16 protein-coding genes and 1 tRNA gene are annotated in these 16,467 nt (G+C 70.9%); 4 read left to right on the top strand and 13 right to left on the bottom strand.

Annotated features, from left to right (window positions below):
* Positions 1–5 precede the first annotated feature (5 nt).
* The 8 genes from K8F61_RS04080 to K8F61_RS04045 form a co-directional block, all read right to left on the bottom strand.
* On the bottom strand, positions 6–2,480 hold the full coding sequence (locus K8F61_RS04080; RefSeq protein ID WP_231820763.1) for a DEAD/DEAH box helicase: 2,475 nt from the start codon (positions 2,478–2,480) through the stop codon (positions 6–8).
* The gene (gene tatC / locus K8F61_RS04075; RefSeq protein WP_219084688.1) at positions 2,477–3,238 is read right to left on the bottom strand and encodes a twin-arginine translocase subunit TatC; all 762 of its coding nucleotides are present in this window, start codon (positions 3,236–3,238) and stop codon (positions 2,477–2,479) included. Before tatC ends, K8F61_RS04080 begins: the two co-directional genes overlap by 4 nt.
* A 59-nt stretch (positions 3,239–3,297) precedes the next feature.
* Entirely contained in the window at positions 3,298–3,552 is a 255-nt protein-coding gene (tatA, locus tag K8F61_RS04070) for a twin-arginine translocase TatA/TatE family subunit (protein ID WP_231820762.1), read from the bottom strand.
* Between the two features lie 34 nt (positions 3,553–3,586).
* Complete coding sequence (locus tag K8F61_RS04065; RefSeq protein ID WP_231820761.1) at positions 3,587–4,570, bottom strand: helix-turn-helix transcriptional regulator; 984 nt, start codon at positions 4,568–4,570, stop codon at positions 3,587–3,589.
* Complete coding sequence (locus K8F61_RS04060; RefSeq protein WP_231820760.1) at positions 4,567–5,571, bottom strand: helix-turn-helix transcriptional regulator; 1,005 nt, start codon at positions 5,569–5,571, stop codon at positions 4,567–4,569. Before K8F61_RS04060 ends, K8F61_RS04065 begins: the two co-directional genes overlap by 4 nt.
* Complete coding sequence (locus K8F61_RS04055) at positions 5,571–6,542, bottom strand: FKBP-type peptidyl-prolyl cis-trans isomerase (RefSeq protein WP_219084686.1); 972 nt, start codon at positions 6,540–6,542, stop codon at positions 5,571–5,573. The genes K8F61_RS04060 and K8F61_RS04055 overlap by 1 nt, the downstream gene beginning before the upstream one ends.
* A gap of 10 nt (positions 6,543–6,552) precedes the next feature.
* The gene (locus tag K8F61_RS04050) at positions 6,553–7,494 is read right to left on the bottom strand and encodes a tRNA (adenine-N1)-methyltransferase (protein WP_233459703.1); all 942 of its coding nucleotides are present in this window, start codon (positions 7,492–7,494) and stop codon (positions 6,553–6,555) included.
* Positions 7,495–7,562: 68 nt separating this feature from the next.
* Positions 7,563–8,225, bottom strand: coding sequence for an HAD family hydrolase (locus K8F61_RS04045; RefSeq protein WP_067243419.1), 663 nt, complete (start codon positions 8,223–8,225; stop codon positions 7,563–7,565).
* Between the two features lie 142 nt (positions 8,226–8,367).
* Here K8F61_RS04045 and K8F61_RS04040 point away from each other — a divergent pair, with 142 nt between their 5' ends.
* Positions 8,368–9,225, top strand: coding sequence for a PAC2 family protein (locus K8F61_RS04040; protein WP_067243395.1), 858 nt, complete (start codon positions 8,368–8,370; stop codon positions 9,223–9,225).
* Positions 9,226–9,244: 19 nt separating this feature from the next.
* On the opposite strand, the gene K8F61_RS04035 is transcribed toward K8F61_RS04040, so the two are convergent.
* Together K8F61_RS04035 and K8F61_RS04030 are read right to left on the bottom strand one after the other, a co-directional pair.
* A complete protein-coding gene (locus K8F61_RS04035; protein ID WP_231820759.1) occupies positions 9,245–10,069 on the bottom strand; it encodes an undecaprenyl-diphosphate phosphatase in 825 nt (274 codons plus the stop codon).
* 51 nt (positions 10,070–10,120) lie between these two features.
* The gene (locus tag K8F61_RS04030) at positions 10,121–11,422 is read right to left on the bottom strand and encodes a M20/M25/M40 family metallo-hydrolase (protein ID WP_067243397.1); all 1,302 of its coding nucleotides are present in this window, start codon (positions 11,420–11,422) and stop codon (positions 10,121–10,123) included.
* A gap of 121 nt (positions 11,423–11,543) precedes the next feature.
* Between K8F61_RS04030 and K8F61_RS04025 the strand changes: the two genes are divergently transcribed.
* Positions 11,544–11,628, top strand: a tRNA-Leu gene (locus tag K8F61_RS04025).
* A gap of 66 nt (positions 11,629–11,694) precedes the next feature.
* Here K8F61_RS04025 and K8F61_RS04020 read toward each other — a convergent pair.
* The 3 genes from K8F61_RS04020 to K8F61_RS04010 all read right to left on the bottom strand — a co-directional run bounded on the left by K8F61_RS04020 (position 11,695) and on the right by K8F61_RS04010 (position 14,595).
* Positions 11,695–12,438 carry a siderophore-interacting protein gene (locus tag K8F61_RS04020; protein ID WP_231820758.1) on the bottom strand — a complete coding sequence of 248 codons (744 nt, stop codon included), beginning with the start codon at positions 12,436–12,438 and terminating at the stop codon, positions 11,695–11,697.
* Positions 12,439–12,511: 73 nt separating this feature from the next.
* Positions 12,512–13,549: a FecCD family ABC transporter permease gene (locus tag K8F61_RS04015; RefSeq protein ID WP_231820757.1), complete on the bottom strand. Its 1,038-nt coding sequence runs from the start codon at positions 13,547–13,549 to the stop codon at positions 12,512–12,514.
* Positions 13,546–14,595 (bottom strand): FecCD family ABC transporter permease, encoded by a 1,050-nt coding sequence (locus K8F61_RS04010; protein ID WP_231820756.1) that lies wholly within the window; start codon positions 14,593–14,595, stop codon positions 13,546–13,548. The genes K8F61_RS04015 and K8F61_RS04010 overlap by 4 nt, the downstream gene beginning before the upstream one ends.
* A 39-nt stretch (positions 14,596–14,634) precedes the next feature.
* Between K8F61_RS04010 and K8F61_RS04005 the strand changes: the two genes are divergently transcribed.
* Together K8F61_RS04005 and K8F61_RS04000 are read left to right on the top strand one after the other, a co-directional pair.
* Positions 14,635–15,576 carry an ABC transporter substrate-binding protein gene (locus tag K8F61_RS04005; RefSeq protein WP_219084667.1) on the top strand — a complete coding sequence of 314 codons (942 nt, stop codon included), beginning with the start codon at positions 14,635–14,637 and terminating at the stop codon, positions 15,574–15,576.
* A gap of 67 nt (positions 15,577–15,643) precedes the next feature.
* The gene (locus K8F61_RS04000) at positions 15,644–16,426 is read left to right on the top strand and encodes an ABC transporter ATP-binding protein (RefSeq protein WP_231820755.1); all 783 of its coding nucleotides are present in this window, start codon (positions 15,644–15,646) and stop codon (positions 16,424–16,426) included.
* Positions 16,427–16,467: the final 41 nt, after the last annotated feature.

The following is a 16,467-nucleotide window of genomic DNA, read 5'->3' as shown; positions in this document are numbered from 1 at the left end:
TCGGCTCACATCGCGGAATAGGCGACGATTCCTCGCCGCACGCCGTCCAGCGCCGCTCGTGCCGTGCGGGCCAGCTCCGCGGACCCGGCGACGATCGACAGCTGGTCGAGCAGATCGATCGTCTGCTTGCACCAGCGCACGAAGTCCCCCGCGGCGAGGTCCGCCTCGTCGAGGACGCGGTCGAGGGCACCGCCGCGGGCCCACGCGTGCATGGCCGGCGCGAGAGCGGCCGACGGCGGCTCGGATCCGGGCAGACGGTGATCCTTCTCCAGATCGTCCAGCTCGGCCCAGAGGGTCAGGGTCGCGTCCCACGCCTCGCGGAACCGTCCGCGGGGGAGAGCGCGGGGGTCCACGGAGCCGTCGTCCCGGCGGGGCTCGTACACGAGCGCGCAGGCCATCGCCGCCAGTCCGGCGGCGTCGAGACCGTCCCAGAGTCCCTGCCGCAACGACTCCGCGACGAGCAGGTCGCGTTCGCCGTAGATGCGCTGCATCGAGCGGCCGGCGTCCGTGAGGACCAGGTCGTCGCCGTCGCCCGTCACGTACTCCATCGCCTGTAGGACGTCGATCACGCGATCGAACACGCGCGCCACCGTCCCCGTGCGGTTCTCGATCTGGCGACGCGTGCGGTCGGTCTCGCGCTTGAGCTTCCAGTAGCGCTCGGCCCAGCGGGCGTGCGTCTCGCGATCGGGGCACCGGTGGCACGCATGGCGCTGCATGGCTCGGCGCAGGGACTCGATCTTGCGCAGACGCTTGTCCCGCACCGTGCGAGGCGCACTCGCGTCCGACCGGTTCTTCTTCTCGAGGTCGCTGAGCTCCCGCCGGATGCTCGAGTACTCCGGGAAGTCTCCCCGTTCACAGGTCATGGCCTGCAGATAGCCGGCGAGGGACTCCTCGGCCTCGCGCACCGACCGCGCGAGGCCGACGACGGCCCGGTCCGCCTGGAACTGCGCGAACGAGGACTCGAGGACCTCGCGCGAGCGGGTGCGCCCGAAGCGATCCAGCAGGTTCACCGCCATGTTGTACGTCGGCCGGAAGCTGGAGTTCAGCGGATAGGTGCGGCGGGACGCGAGTGCGGCGACCGCCTGCGGATCCATCCCCTCGGTCCACTGGACGACCGCATGGCCTTCGACGTCGATGCCCCGGCGCCCCGCGCGGCCGGTCAGCTGGGTGTACTCCCCCGAGGTGATCGCGACGCGCGCTTCGCCGTTGAACTTCTCCATCCGCTCCAGGACGACCGTGCGCGCCGGCATGTTGATCCCCAGTGCCAGCGTCTCCGTGGCGAAGACCACCTTGAGCAGGCGCCTCTGGAACAGCTCCTCGACGACCTCCTTGAACGCCGGGAGCAGACCCGCGTGATGGGCGGCGATGCCGCGTTCGAGGTTGTCGAGCCACTCGAAGTAGCCCAGCACGCCGAGATCCTCGTCGCGGAGCGTCCGCATCCGCTCCTCGGCCGTCCGGCGGATCTCCTGCCGGTCCTCGGCGGTCGTGAGACGGATCCCGTACCGGCGGACCTGCTGCACCGCGGCGTCGCAGCCGGCGCGGCTGAAGATGAAGAAGATCGCCGGTAGCAGGTTCGCCCGGTCCAGGAGCTCGACGACCTGCGGACGGTCCAGACGCTCGATCCGGCGGACGTTCGAGGAACGGACGGGGCGGCGACCGCCCTTCTTCGGGCGAGGCGCGTAGGCGCCGGCGTGCCGTCGGCTGCCGTACTCCTGGGCTCGGCGGTTCTCGTCGTAGCGGGAGCCGGTGAACGAGCGGATCCGCATCAGCTCCTGGTTGACCTGGGCCGTCGCGACGCCCGCGCGGTCGTCGAACAGCGGGAGCAGGTCGTCGCGGACCAGCACGTGCTGTTCCAGCGGCACGGGGCGCGTCTCCGAGACGATGACCTCGGTGTCGCCCCGCACGGTGTCGAGCCAGTCGCCGAACTCCTCCGCGTTCGACACGGTGGCGCTCAGCGCGACGAGGCGGACCGCCGCCGGCAGATGGATGATGACCTCTTCCCAGACGGCCCCGCGGAATCGGTCGGCGAGGTAGTGCACCTCGTCCATGATCACGAACTGGAGGCCCCGCAGCGCCGAGGAGTCCGCGTAGATCATGTTCCGCAGCACCTCGGTGGTCATGACCACGATGCGGGCGGAGCCGTTGATGTTCACGTCCCCGGTGAGGAGCCCGACGTCGTCCGGGCCGTAGACGTCGACCAGCTCCCGGAACTTCTGGTTGGACAGGGCCTTCATGGGCGTCGTGTAGAACGCCTTCTCCCCCGGCCCCGCCATCGCGAGGTGGATCGCGAACTCCCCGACGATCGTCTTGCCGGCGCCGGTCGGCGCAGCCACCAGGACGCTGCGACCGCGCTCCAGCGCACGACACCCCTCGACCTGGAAGGGATCCAGCTCGAACCGCTGCCGCGCGGCGAACGCCGCCGTCTGGGGGTAGTCCCGCGACTCCCGGGCGGCGGAGTAGCGATCGGCGTGCGAGGTCATCCGGTGGTGTCCAGCGGGAGGCCCAGGTCATCCTGCCGCTTGCGCTTGCGCCGGTCGAAGAGCATGGACAGGAACGCCGCAGCGAAGAACAGGACGACCAGGATGCCGCCGAGCAGCAGCATGCTGATGACGTCGGCCGCCGGGGTCGCGAGCGCGGAGAACACGGTCGCGATCAGCACGGCGACGCGCCACCCCTTCAGGATCGCCTTGCCGGACATGACTCCCGCCACGTTCAGCGCGACGAGGAAGACGGGCAGGATGAACGAGATACCCACGACGAGCATCAGTTTGAAGACGAAGTCGTAGTACTCCTGCGCGGTGTAGAGGTTCTGCGCCCCGTCCGGGGTGAATCCGGCCATCAGCTCGATGATGTGCGGGACGATCATGACCCCCACATAGCAGCCCGCGAAGAACAGCGGGACGGCGGCGGCGACGAAGGAGATCGTGTAGCGGATCTCCTTCCGCGTCAGCCCCGGCATGATGAAGGCCCAGATCTGCCACAGCCAGACGGGAGCGGACAGGAAGATGCCGATCGAGAACGCGATCCGCATCCGCAGATCGAACGGCGCGGTCACCGAGGTGAAGGTGAAGCCGACGAGGTCGGCTCCTCGCTTCTCCGCCACCGCCCGGATCGGGCCGGTCACGAAGTTCATGATCGGGTCCGTCACCAGGAACGCGACGACCATGCCGAGCACCAGCGCCGCAGCGGCGATGATCAGCCTCTTGCGGAGTTCGACGAGGTGCGCGGCGAGCGACATGGTGCGATCGCGCCGAGGCTTGCCTCCGGCGGTCGCAGAATCGACCGCTGCCACGCGGATCAGCGGGGTCGTTCAGGGTCGGACGAGGTGCCCTGGCCCGTGCCGGTGGAGCCCTCGCCCTTGTCGTCCTTGTCGGCCTCGCGCTGCTCGGCGCGCGCGGCGTCCTCTTCCTTCATGGCGCTCATCTCGCCCTTGAAGACGCGTGCGGACTGGCCCATGCTCTTGGCGAGCGCCGGGAGCTTCGCCGCTCCGAACAGCAGGAGGATGACGGCGAGGAGGATGAGCAGGTGCCACCCATTCAGTCCAGCGAACATGTTCGTCTCCTCAAGTCGGGGATTTCCGGTCAGTCTACCGTGCGGAGGACGCGGAATCCTCGTTGTACAGAGCGAGTCCCGCCGCAGCCCAGTCGTGCGCGGCCGTTCGCGCCGCATGCGGGGCCAGCAGCTCCACCTGTCCCCCGTAGCGTGCCGCCAGCCTTTTCAGTGTCAACGGATCTCCCACGCGCAGGCGGGCGGTGACCACGCCGTCGTGCACCTCGGCCTCCGCGCGCTCGAGATAGTCGCTGAGAAGCGGAGCGATCCGCTCAGGAAGGCGGATCGTGGCCTCGCCGTCGCCGCCGACCGCGAAGAGCTCGGGGACGGGCTCCTCACCGTGCTCGATCGGGATGTCCGTCAGCCGGGGGTCGCTCACCCGGTCCAGATGGAACGTCCGCATCGCGCGCCGCAGGTGGCACCAGCCCTGGAGGTACCACTGGCCGTTGGTGATCAGGACCTTCACGGGATCGACGGTGCGCGTGATCGCCGGGGCGTCAGGGGCGCGATAGGTGAAGGACACCGCGACGCCGTCCTGCAGCGCGCGCGACACCAGGGAGCGCACCTCGTCGACGGGCCCGGGGGCGACGATGACGTCGGCGGGCAGTCCGGCGGCGCCGCGGGAGAGCTTGGCGATGAGCCCGGCGATCACCCCGGACTCCGCCACGGCCGGCACGGCGGCTGTGAGCTGCAGACCCGCGAGCAGCGCTGCCGCCTCCCGCGCGGTGAGGCGCGGAGCTCGACGCAGGCCGACGTCGTTCGTGAGCTCGATGATCCCCTGCTCGTCCAGGAGGTCCCAGTTGATGTCGAAGAGCTCCTGGGGCTGCTGCCAGTAGCCCTCGTCCCCCGGCAGGCCGATGAGGGTGAGCTTCTCGACCATCGAGCGCATCTGGGGGACGGTGACGTCGAAGTCCGACGCCGCCTCCTCCAGCGAGACCTCGCCGCGCTCGAGCAGATACGGGACGAGCGTGAGATAGGCGCGGACGCGGTCGGAGGTGAGCAGCGGTCGCCGTGCGTTCACGAGGACGTCCCCTTTCCGCCGGTCGTGGACTCGTGGGCGGCCACGACGGCGCGCAGCCGCGAGATGACGGCGTCCCGGAGGTCGGCGGGCTCGACCACGCGCACCTCCGGACCGTACGAGGCCAGCTCGTCCGCCAGGATATTGAGGTCGACGTACGGCAGGCGGATCCCCTGCGCCGCCGGGGTGGCGCGGCGTCCGAGCCGCAGCGCGGCCTCGGTCCCTGGAGTGATCTCCAGCAACGCGGAGTGGGCGGCGGCGACGGCCTCCAGGCTTGCGAGCGCGCGGTCCCCGGCGTCCTGACGCAGCGCCGCCGGGAACGACTCGGCGGTCACGGTCACGTCGCCGACGATGCGCGACAGCAGGAACATCCGCTCGCCGTCCGCATCGCGATCGATCCCGAACACGTGCCATCGCGCCTCGTACTCCAGGAGAGCCAGCGGATTCACCCGTCGGCGCCGGGGAGCCTCCTCCCCCGGCTTGAGATAGTCGAAGACCACGGCGACGCTGCGCTCGATCGCCTCCTGGAGCGGGGCGAACGCGGATTCGCGGGCCGTGATGCGGGGAGCGAACCCGATGATGGGCTCGTCCACGTCGATGCCCAGGGCCCGGATCTTCCGGACACCGGCCTGCGCTTCGCCGGACAGGGAACCCTCGCTCCAGACACCTCCGGCGAGGCGGAGCACCGCCAGCTCGGCCGGGGTGAACTCGATGTCGACAGGAAGATCGTATTCCGCCTTGGGAATGCGATAGCGGGCCTCGCGCAGATCGTTCGGGTCGGCGTGGTCGCCGAGCGTCTCGATCGGGATGCCGAGGGCGCGCAGATCGTCCTTGTCGCGTTCGAACATCTTCTCGAGCGCATCCGCACGGGCCCCGGCCTCCTGCCGCTGCCGGTACCCGGAGACGTTCTCGAGGATCTGCTGCTTCGTGAGACCGACCTCGGTCGCCATGAGCGCCACGACGAGGTTGGTGAGGCGCTCTTCAGGAGGGATGCGTCCGGCCACTACTGTCCCGTACCGGTGTCGGGATCCACACCGAGGATGTCGACCACGAACACGAGCGTCGAGTCGGCGGGGATCGCGCCCTGCGCCTGGCTGCCGTAGCCCTTCTCCGGCGGGATGACGAGGAGGACCTGGGATCCGACGGTCTGACCCTTCAGTCCCTCGGCGAAGCCGGGGATCACCTGCGCGAGGTCGAACTTCGTCGGGTTGCTTCCCCACGTGCTGTCGAAGACGGTGCGCTCGGCCCAGGTCACGCCGGTGTAGTGCACGCGGATCGGCGTGTCGCCGGTCACCTTCTCGCCATCGCCCTTGATGAGCGTCTGAGCCACGAGCTCGGTGGGCGCCTTCGCGTCGGGGACGATGATCCCCGGTCGTCCGTCGGGCGCACGGACGACGGTGGGCAGTCCGAGTGCGTCGTTGTACTGGAGCGCGCCTTCGGCGTGCGGGAGGTAGACCTTGAGGACGTCGATGACGGCGAAGACGGTCTCGTCCTTGTCGACGCCGAGCCCCTGGGCGGTCTGGGCGCCGAGGTCGTCGGCGGGGATCCCGGCGAGGAGCCGCGAACCCTCGGTGGCGCAGGTGAGGGCCTTCGCGATGCCCGGCACCTGGCTGTCCCACGAGTTGACGTTCGAGAGACGAGTGGTGTCGCCGTTGAACTCCGTCGCGACGAGACGCTCCCCCGTCGTGCCGCTGTAGAGCGCCACATCGATGGACAGCAGCTGGTCGCCGGCACTCACGGCCTGGCCCTTCCCAACGATCGCCTTGTCGACGGTGAGGGACGACTCCTTCATGGGAGTGCGCAGGTCGACCTCCGGCTCGGTGCCGAGGTCGCCCGTGACCGTCGCCACCCGGGCGAGGTCGCCCGACGACGGAGCAACGCAGGCCGCCCCGTCGAAGGCGGGGGCGCTCGTGCATCCGGCCAGCGCGACGGAGGCGAGGCCGAGGGTGATCAGGGCAGCGGCAGTCTTACGCACGCGCTCCAGTCTATGCGGACGCGCCCGGCTCGCTCCGCCCCTCCGCCGCGAGCCGCGCGCCGCCGGCGGCACGCTGGGCCTCGCGCACCCTCTTTCGGAGGTTCTTGTCCGTGATCTCGCGGTCGCCGACGGCGCCCGGTGTCCACAGCTCGACATCCTCGTCGCCGTAGCTGGCCTTCTTCGCCGCCCGACGCTTGACATCCGGGGGAACGGCGCCGGGTGCGAGCCTGCGGGCCGTGATGAGGAAGCCCGTGTGCGCGACCATGCGGTGATCCGGCCGCACGGCGAGCCCCTCGACGTGCCAGCCGCGGACCATGGTCTCGCTGGACTCCGGATCCGTGAACAGCCCCGTGCCGCGGATGTACTCCGCGACCCGGGAGAGCTGTGTGGCCGTCGCGATGTAGCAGAGCACGACCCCGCCGGGGGCGAGCGCTTCGGCCACGGCGTCGATGCACTCCCACGGGGCGAGCATGTCCAGCACGACGCGGTCCACCGTGCCGGGGGCCACGGCCTCGGGCAGTGATTCGACGAGGTCGCCGACGATCACGTCCCAGGTCGGCGGCAGCTCTCCGAGGAACGTCTCGACGTTCGCCCGGGCGACCTCGGCGAAGTCCTCGCGGCGCTCGAAGGACAGCAGGCGCCCCTCGTCGCCGATCGCCCGCAGGAGGGACAGGGACAGCGCTCCGGAGCCGACCCCGGCCTCCACGACGGTGGCGCCGGGGAAGACATCGGCCTGGACGACGATCTGGCCGGCGTCCTTCGGATAGACGATCGCCGCGCCGCGCGGCATCGACATCACGAAATCGCGCAGCAGCGGTCGCAGCACCAGGTACTCGTGTCCGGAGCTGTTCGCGACGACGGATCCGTCGGGAAGACCGATCAGGTCCCGGTGGCGCAGCACCCCGTGATGCGTGTGCAGCTCGCCCTCGGCGCGGAGCGTGATGGTGTGCATGCGTCCTTTCGGCCCGGTGAGCTGGACGCGATCCCCCTCACGGAAGGGACCGCGGGGGCGCGTCGCCGTCACGCGTCCGCCCCGATCTCCGGTGCGCGCACGGCGCGGTGATCCGCGAACGCCGTGACGATGTCCGCCACGCCGCGTCCGTCCAGCGTCGGCCAGAGCTCGTGCGCGCCGATGCCGTCGAGCGGGACGATGTGCGGCACGCCCACCGCCACCGTGCCTGCGGCCACGGCGGAGCGCAGTCCCGTGGCCGAGTCCTCGAGCGCGACCGCCTCGGAGGCGTCGATGCCGAGCTCCCTGGCCGCCTGCAGGTACGGGTCGGGGTACGGCTTGGGGCGCTCGACGTCGTCGCCGGCGACGATCAGGTCGAAGGCCGGGAAGTCGATGAGAGAGACGATGTCCTCCGCCATCCGTCGCATGGACATCGTCACGAGCGCCGTCCGGATGCCTGAATCCCGCAGTTCGCGAAGGAGCTCGCGGGCGCCGGGTCGGAAGGGGACGCCGTCGACCACGAGCTGTCGGCGGACGCTGTCTGTGAGGTGGTCGATGATCTCGGTGACCCCCATCCGCACGCCGGCGGCCTGAAGGATCCGCGCGCTGTCCTCCAGCCCGTTGCCGACGAGCTGGAGCGCCTGCTCATGGGTCCAGGACCCGCCGTAGGACTCGACGAGCGGGGTCTCGGCGGCCATCCAATAGGGCTCGGTGTCGACGAGGGTCCCGTCCATGTCCCAGAGGACGGCGCGAGGAAGGTGGGTCACTGTTCCATCGTAGCCGCGGCACCGCGCGCCGCCCGCCGCCCCGGTCCGCCGCCGGGCGACTAGCCTGGGGGGATCCAGCGGCGCGACGGGCGTCGCGGAGAGGAGCGAGGTGCAGGCTCTCGGACCCCGGATCGTGATCACCGCGTTCGACGGCTGGAACGACGCCGGCGAAGCCGCGAGCTCCGCAGTCGAACTGCTGCGGAGCAGCGGCGAGTACGAGCGTGCGCACTCGGTGGATCCGGAGCTCTATTTCGACTACCAGTACACGCGGCCGGCCGTGGGGCTCGATGCCGACGGCCGGAGGCGGCTGCGCTGGCCGGAGGCGACGCTGTGGCGCCCGGTCGGCGACGACGACACCGACCGGACACGGTTCTGGCTCCTCACCGGCGCGGAGCCCGCGCGCGCCTGGCAGGCGTTCAGCGCCGAGTTCGTCGACGCCGCTCTGGCGGACGACGTGACGGGTTTCGTCACCCTGGGCGCGATGCTCTCCGACGTGCCGCACACCCGACCGATCTCGATCTTCGCGTCGAGCGAGAACGAGGAGATCCGCGAGGGGCTGGGGCTGGAACGCTCCAGTTACGAGGGCCCGGTGGGGATCCTGAGCGTGCTCGAGCATGCCGCGGAGTCCGCGGGGATCCCGACCGCCAGCCTCTGGGCGAGCGTGCCCCACTATGTCGCCTCGGCCACGCCGTCGCCCAAGGCCACGCTCGCCCTCCTCGACCGGCTGCACGAGCTGTCCGGGGTGGACGTGCCGCGGGGGCATCTGCGCACCGAGGCCGCCGCCTGGGAGGCGTCCATCGACGCCGCCGCGGCCGAGGACGAGGACATGACGGACTACATCCATCAGCTCGAGCGCACGCGGGACACGTGGGACTCGCCCGACGCCTCCGGCGACGCGATCGCACAGGCCTTCGAGCGCTACCTGCGCCGCAACAACGGCGACGGCCCGGGCGAGCACAAGCGCTGAGCCCGGGGGCCGGAACCCGTCAGGGGTGGATCACGCCCATCCCGAGCAGCACCAGCAGCACGACGCCGAGCAGCACGCGGTAGATCACGAACGGCAGGAAGCTGCGCTTCGAGATCCAGTTCATGAAGAACGCGATGACGCCGAGCCCGACGACGAAGGCCACGCCCGTCGCGGCGAGGGTCTCCCCCGCCGAGAACACGCTCGGCTCGCCGATGCTCTTGAACACCTGGTAGAACCCCGACCCCATCACCGCCGGGATGGCGAGCAGGAAGGCGTACCGCGCCGCCGCCGCGCGCTCGTAGCCCAGGAAGAGCCCGGCCGTGATCGTCCCGCCAGAACGGGACACCCCGGGGATCAGCGCCAGCGACTGCGCGAGGCCGTAGACGACGCCGTGCGGCACGGTGATCTCGTCGAGTGAGCGCCTCTTGGCACCCACGGCGTCGGCGACGCCGAGAAGCAGGCCGAACACGATCAGCATGATCGCGACGATCCACATCGACCGCAGGACGGTCTCGATCTGGTCCTGGAACAGGAGCCCGAGGACGACGATCGGGATGCTGCCGATGATGATCAGCCAGCCTAGGCGCGCGTCCTTGTCGTCGCGCGGGATCCTGCCGACCAGCGCCAGCGCCCAGTGCTTGATGATCCGGACGATGTCCCGCCAGAAGAACACGATCACGGCCGTCTCGGTGCCGATCTGAGTGATGGCGGTGAATGCGGCGCCGGGATCCTGCGCCGAGGGAAGGAAGATACCCACGATGCGCAGGTGGGCGCTGGAGGAGATCGGCAGGAACTCGGTCAGTCCCTGCACGAGGCCGAGGAACAGGGCTTCGAGCAGATGCATGCGTCGTGCTTTCGGGTCAGGCGGAGGGCGTCGTGCCGCGACGCTGAGGCGTCAGTACGTCCGGAAGAGGTCGGTCAGCACCTGCTGCCCGAAGACGAGAGAGTCTACGGGAACCCTCTCATCCACCCCGTGGAACATGCCTGTGAAGTCGAGATCGGCGGGCAGGCGCAGCGGCGCAAACCCGTAGCCCGTGATGCCGAGGGTGGCGAGGGCCTTGTTGTCCGTCCCGGCGCCGAGCAGGTACGGGATCACCGGAACACCGGGATCGTGCCGCCCGAGCGCCCCGACCATCGCATCGACGAGCGCGCCCTGGAACGGGGTCTCCATGCCGATGTCGCGCACCACCATCTCGATCTCGACGTCGTCGCCCACGATCTCCTGGAGCTGGGCCAGCACCGCGTCCTCGGTGCCGGGGAGCACGCGCACGTCGACCAGCGCCTCGGCCCGCTCGGGGATGACGTTGTGCTTGTACCCGGCCGCGAGGACCGTCGGGTTCGTCGTCGTTCGGAAGGTCGAGCGGAGGAACGCCTCGGCCGGCCCGGCCGTCGCCGCCAGCGCGTCCGGGTCGTCCGCGGGCAGGCCCGTCAGATCGGACAGCCGTCCGAGCAGTTCCCTGGTCGTCGGCGTCAGCCGCACCGGCCACTGCGTGCGCCCGAGTGCGGCGACCGCCTCGGCCAGCCGTGTCACGGCGTTGTCCGGGTGCAGGCGGCTGCCGTGCCCCGCGCGCCCGCGGGCCACCAGGCGGATCCACATCAGGGCCTTCTCCCCCACCTGAAGCAAGTAGGCACGACGTCCGGCCACGTCGATGGAGTAGCCGCCGACCTCGCTGATCGCCTCGCCGGCGCCGGCGAACCACTCCGGGCGCTCCCGAACCACGAGGGCCGAGCCCTCCACCCCGCCGTTCTCCTCGTCGGCGAAGAAAGCGAGGACGAGGTCGCGCTCGGGCTGTTCGCCGGCACGGAGGAGATCCGCCACCGAGGTGAGGATCATCGCGTCCATGTTCTTCATGTCCACGGCGCCTCGGCCCCACAGCATCCCGTCCCGGACGACGCCGCCGAACGGATCCACGCTCCAGTCGTCCGCCATCGCCGGGACGACGTCGAGGTGCCCGTGCACGACGAGCGCAGGCTTGTCCGGGTCGCGTCCCGGCACGCGCGCCATGACATTGGTGCGCCGCGTGATCGGCTCGTAGTACTCGGTGCGCAGCCCCAGGCTCTCCAGGTAGGCGCCGACGTACTCGGCTGCCTCGCGCTCCCCCCGCGCGTCCCCGCCTCCGAAGTTCGACGTGTCGAACCGGATCAGATCGGCGGCGAGCCGGGCGACTTCGGGCAGATCGACCTCGGGCGCAGACATGGGTCCAGCGTATCGAACACGGGAAGAGGCCCGATCGACGCGCCCGGCGGACGCCCGGGTTCGAGCGCACCCCGGGATCGTGCTAATCTCATTCTTCGGTTGGAAACAGCCGAAAACACCAGCGCGGGTGGCGGAATAGGTAGACGCGCTAGCTTGAGGTGCTAGTGCCCGCATAGGGCGTGGGGGTTCAAGTCCCCCCTCGCGCACAGTGAGAAGGCCGGGTCGCTCCAGACGGAGCGGCCCGGCCTTCTCGGTTCCCGGTCGCATCACGGTCACCCGCGAGGCTCACCGAGGCGCCAATAGCCCGAGAAGGTGATCCGGTCCTTCGGCACCCCGTGCTCGACGAGCTGGCGGCGGATCTCCTGCACGCCGCCCCGCTCGCCGCACACCCACGCGTAGTCGACGGGATCCGGGAGCACGGCCGTGCGGAGCGCGCGCGCGAGCGGCGCGCCGGGACGCTCATCCCCCCGCGGCACCCAGACGACGTCGCCCGGGAGGTCCTGGCGCTCCCTCTCGTCCGCGATCTCGATGAACACGGCCGTCCTCACGGAGCCTGTCGTCTCGAGGATCCGGGCGATCGCCGGAAGGGACGACTCATCGCCGACGAGGAGCCGCGTGCGGGCGTCCGGCGCCGGTGCATACAGTGCGGCGGCCTCGCGGATCCCGAGCACGGAACCGGGGTGCGCCCGGCGCGCGAAGCGGGTGCCCGGCCCCTCGTCGCCGTGGACGACCATGTCGATGTCGATCTCCGCCGCGGAGGGCCGGTGCGCGCGCAGCGTGTACCAACGGAGATCGGGGCGGTGCTCCTCGGGGATCGCCGCGACGGCGGCCCGGATGTTGTCCCCGCCGTCCTCCGCGGGGAGAACCAGCGGGGCCTCGTCGTCCCGCGGCATCAGGAGCCCGAGGTACTCATCGGGCCCGAGCGGTGCGTACCCGGCGACCTCCGGCGCCGTGACCGTGATCCGTCGCATGTGCGGGGTGACCTCCCGGACGGCCACGACCGTCGCGGCGAACACGCGCGCATCCTGCCGCCGGCTCCGCTGCGGAGGCCGCGGACGAGGTCCCGACCGGTCCGGTGTCTTCGCACGCTCAGGCACGGCGAGCCCCCTCTCTCCAGAGCAGCCAGAGGAAGAACCCGCCGCCGAGGGTGATCGTGACGGCGCCCACCGGGATCGGGGCCGGGAACGCGTACATCGCGAGCAGGTCGCTCGCGAGCAGGAGGAAGGCGCCGACCAGCCCGGCGGCGAGGAATCCGGTCGCCCCGGAGAGCCGACGGGCGATGTGCGGGGCGACGAGGGCCACGAAGGAGATCGGCCCGGCGGTCGCCACCGCCACCGCGACGAGGAGCGTCGCCGCGAGCAGCAGAAGCCACCGGAGGCGGACGATGCGCACGCCCAGCGACGTCGCCATGCCGTCGCCGAGTTCCATCATCCGCACTTGCGGCGCGGCCCAGGTCAACAGCGGCGTGATGAGGGCCAGCGCGATGCCGGCCGGGATCAGGTCGTCCCACCCTCGACCCTGCAGAGAGCCCACGAGCCAGGTCTGCGCCGTGGTGGCGCTCGCGACGAAGACCTGCGTCAGGACGTAGTCGACCACCGCCATCGCGATCGCCGAGAGGGCGACGCCGGTGAGGATCAGCTGGACGCCGTGCAGGCCCGTCCGCACCGTGAGCAGCACGATCACGCCAGCGACTGCGAGAGCCCCCGCCACGGCGCCCAGCGCGGCCTGGTCCATCGATCCGCCCCAGATCAGGAACACGGCCACGGCGCCGACGGACGCGCCGCTGCTGATGCCGACGACGTCCGGGCTTGCGAGGGGATTGCGGGTCAGCGCTTGGAACACCGCACCGGCCACCGCGAGGCTCGCCCCGACGACGATCGCGACGAGGGCCCGAGGAAGGCGGCGCCCGAGCACGAAGAACCCGTCGAGCCGCTCCGGAGGATCACCGGCGAGGGTCCGCAGCAGGGCATGCGGGCTGACCACGTACTCCCCCACCATCAGCGCCACCGCGCACAGCACCACGAGCGCTCCGGCCGTGGCGGCGACCATGAGGACGCTCCGGGGTCGATAGCGGAACGACCACCGATGCGCGGCGACCACACGTTCATCCGTGGAGAGACCGGTCACGACAGCCTCGTCCCGCGCCGCCTCGCCACGAAGGCGATGAGCAGGGGGCCTCCGACGAACGCCGTGACGATGCCGACCTGCACCTCGCCGCCGCCTCCGATGATCCGGCCCAGCGTGTCCGAGAGAAGCAGCATCGCCGGGGCGGCGAGCACGGAGGCGGGCAGCACGATCCGGAGGTCCGGCCCGACCGCGCGCCGCACCAGGTGCGGCACGACCAGTCCGACGAACGCAATCGGCCCGGCGATGGCGGTGGCGGTTCCGCACAGCAGTGCGACGGCGGCGAGGGCCAGAGCGCGCACGACGCCAGGACGGACGCCCAAGGAGATCGCGCTGTCGTCCCCGAGCGACATCGCGTTGAGCGCGGGCGCCAGCGCCAGCGCGAGGAGGGCACCGACCACGACGAGCGCGACCAGCGGCAACGCCTCGTCGACCGGACGCGCCGTCAGAGAGCCGACCCGCCAGAACCGGAACGCATCCAGCAGGGTCTCGTCCGACAGCACGAGCGCCTGGGTGGCGCCTCCGAGGATCGCGGAGAACGCCACGCCCGCCAGGATCAGGCGCACCGGCGACGCCTCGGCGAACCGGGAACCGGCGAACCAGAAGATCACCGCCGAGGCTGCGGCGGCGCCGGCCAGGGCGAGCCACACCGTCCCGCCCACCCCGAGGGCGCCGAACACGCTGAGCCCGGCGACCACGCCGAACGAGGCGCCGGCGTTGACCCCGAGCATCCCGGGATCGGCGATCGGATTGCGGGTGATCGCCTGCATCAGGACCCCCGCGACCCCGAGCGCGACGCCGCAGATCAGCGCGTTCACCGTCCGGGCGACCCGCAGCTCGCCCACGATGTGGAGCACGTTCTCGTGACCGGCGCCGACGAGGGCCAGCGCGACCTCGTGGAGCGGAATGAAACGTGCCCCGACCGCCAGGCTCAGCACCACGGAGAGGGCCAGGATCAGTGAGGCGCCGAGCATGACGGACGCTGTGCGCGACGGCCGCACGGCGAAGGGCGTCCGTGCGGGCTCGACGATCGCGGTCCCGATGTTCATGTTTGGTGAGCCTAACCAATGTTGCTAGCGTTCGTGGATGTGAACAGACCCGAACGCCCCCGGACCCTCCTCTTCGCCGTCGCCTCCCTCGCCGGCATCGCGCTGCTCGTCACCGGCTGCGGCGCCGCCGAACCGGAGGAGTCCACGAACCCGACCGCCGGATACGTGGTCGAGCACGCCATGGGCGAGACCGAGTTCGAGACGGTGCCGGAGCGCATCGTCGTTCTGGACTCGCCGCAGATGGACGCCCTGGTCGCCCTCGGGATCACCCCGGTGGGCGCTCCGGAGATCGGCGCAGGGCGCGGGTTCCCCGCCTATCTCGCCGACGAGCTCGCCGACACCGAGCCGATCGGCTTCATCGCGGAACCGGACGTCGACGCCATCGCGAACCTCGCGCCCGATCTGATCCTGGGGTCGAAGGTCCGCCACGAGGCGCTGTACGACGAGCTCTCCGCCATCGCGCCGACCGTGTTCTCCGAGGACACCGGCACGAACTGGACCGAACAGGCCGAGCTGACGGCACGCGCCGTCGACCAGTCCGACAGGATGGACGAGCTCATCTCCGGCGTCGAGAAGAGGGCGGCCGACGTGGGAAAGACGGTCGGCGCCCAGGGCACGACCGCCTCGATCGTCCGCTTCCGCTCGGACAATTTCCGCCTGTACGGCCCCGGCACGTTCTCCGGCTCGCTGCTGACGGAGATGGGTTTCGACCTCGGAGCCGACCGCGACTGGAACGAGTACTCGATGATGGAGCTCAGCCCCGAGCTCTACGAGCAGATCGACGGCGAAGCGGTCTTCTACATGAGCCCGGGCGGCGACCCGGCGGCGACCACGCAGGCCCGGATCACCGGCCTGTGGGGAGCTCTGCCCGGCGTGTCCGGCGGCAGCGCGTTCGAGGTCGAGGACGACACCTGGATGGTGGGCATCGGCGTCATCGGCGCGAACCTCGTCATCGACCAGGTCGAGGACCTGCTCGGCTGAGCGCCCGCCCGGTGCGGGGTGCGGCCGATCGGACGGCCCGCCTCGCACCGCCTCCCTGGGAGAAGACATGACCACGCACACTCCGGCGATCGAGGCCAGGGACCTGGTGATCGGCTACGACGGGCAGGTGGTCGTCCACGGTGTGGATCTGGCCCTGCCGCGCGGCTCGTTCACGGTCATCCTCGGCCCGAACGCCTCGGGCAAGTCCACCGTGCTGCGCGCGCTCGCGCGGGTCCTGCGCCCGAAGACGGGTCAGGTGCTGCTCGACGGCCGCGCCCTGGCGGAGTACGGCTCGAAGGAGCTGGCGCGCCGGATGGGGCTGCTGCCGCAGGACGCCGTCGCGCCGGAGGGCATGCGCGTCGCCGACCTGGTCTCGCGCGGCCGGCATCCGCACCACACGGCTCTGCAGCGGTGGACCGGCGCCGACGACGCCGCGACCACGGAGGCCCTGCGCGCCACGGGGACCGAGGACCTCGCGGATCGACCCGTGGATCAGCTCTCCGGCGGGCAGCGCCAGCGGGTGTGGGTCGCGCTGCTCCTGGCGCAGCAGACCCCGGTCATGCTGCTGGACGAGCCGACGACGTTCCTCGACATCGCCCACCAGTACGAGCTGCTGGATCTGCTCCGCACGCTCAACGGGCAGGGCAAGACGGTGGTCGCGGTGCTCCACGACCTCAACCAGGCCGCGCGGTACGCCGATCACCTCGTGCTGATGAAGGGCGGCCGCGTGGTCGCCACGGGAGCGCCGGAGGGCCTCCTCACGGCGGATCGCATCGGCGAGGTCTTCGGCATCGACGCGCTCGTGACCGCGGACCCCGTGACGGGGACCCCGATGGTCGTGCGCCGATAGCGGCGCGCTGTTACGGACCGTGTCGCCCCCGATTGCCGGGA

This window comes from Microbacterium resistens (assembly GCF_021172025.1).
GTDB lineage: Bacteria > Actinomycetota > Actinomycetes > Actinomycetales > Microbacteriaceae > Microbacterium > Microbacterium resistens.
This window is presented reverse-complemented; position numbering and strand designations above follow the sequence as displayed.

Excerpts from the sequence above, each read along its gene's own strand:
- K8F61_RS04010 (WP_231820756.1), bottom strand. The coding sequence starts at position 14,595 with ATGAACATCGGGACCGCGATCGTCGAGCCCGCACGGACGCCCTTCGCC.
- tatC (WP_219084688.1), bottom strand. The coding sequence starts at position 3,238 with ATGTCGCTCGCCGCGCACCTCGTCGAACTCCGCAAGAGGCTGATCATC.
- K8F61_RS04050 (WP_233459703.1), bottom strand. The coding sequence starts at position 7,494 with ATGCACACCATCACGCTCCGCGCCGAGGGCGAGCTGCACACGCATCAC.
- K8F61_RS04035 (WP_231820759.1), bottom strand. The coding sequence starts at position 10,069 with ATGCATCTGCTCGAAGCCCTGTTCCTCGGCCTCGTGCAGGGACTGACC.
- tatA (WP_231820762.1), bottom strand. The coding sequence starts at position 3,552 with ATGTTCGCTGGACTGAATGGGTGGCACCTGCTCATCCTCCTCGCCGTC.
- K8F61_RS04000 (WP_231820755.1), top strand. The coding sequence starts at position 15,644 with ATGACCACGCACACTCCGGCGATCGAGGCCAGGGACCTGGTGATCGGC.
- K8F61_RS04030 (WP_067243397.1), bottom strand. The coding sequence starts at position 11,422 with ATGTCTGCGCCCGAGGTCGATCTGCCCGAAGTCGCCCGGCTCGCCGCC.
- K8F61_RS04080 (WP_231820763.1), bottom strand. The coding sequence starts at position 2,480 with ATGACCTCGCACGCCGATCGCTACTCCGCCGCCCGGGAGTCGCGGGAC.
- K8F61_RS04045 (WP_067243419.1), bottom strand. The coding sequence starts at position 8,225 with ATGGACGGGACCCTCGTCGACACCGAGCCCTATTGGATGGCCGCCGAG.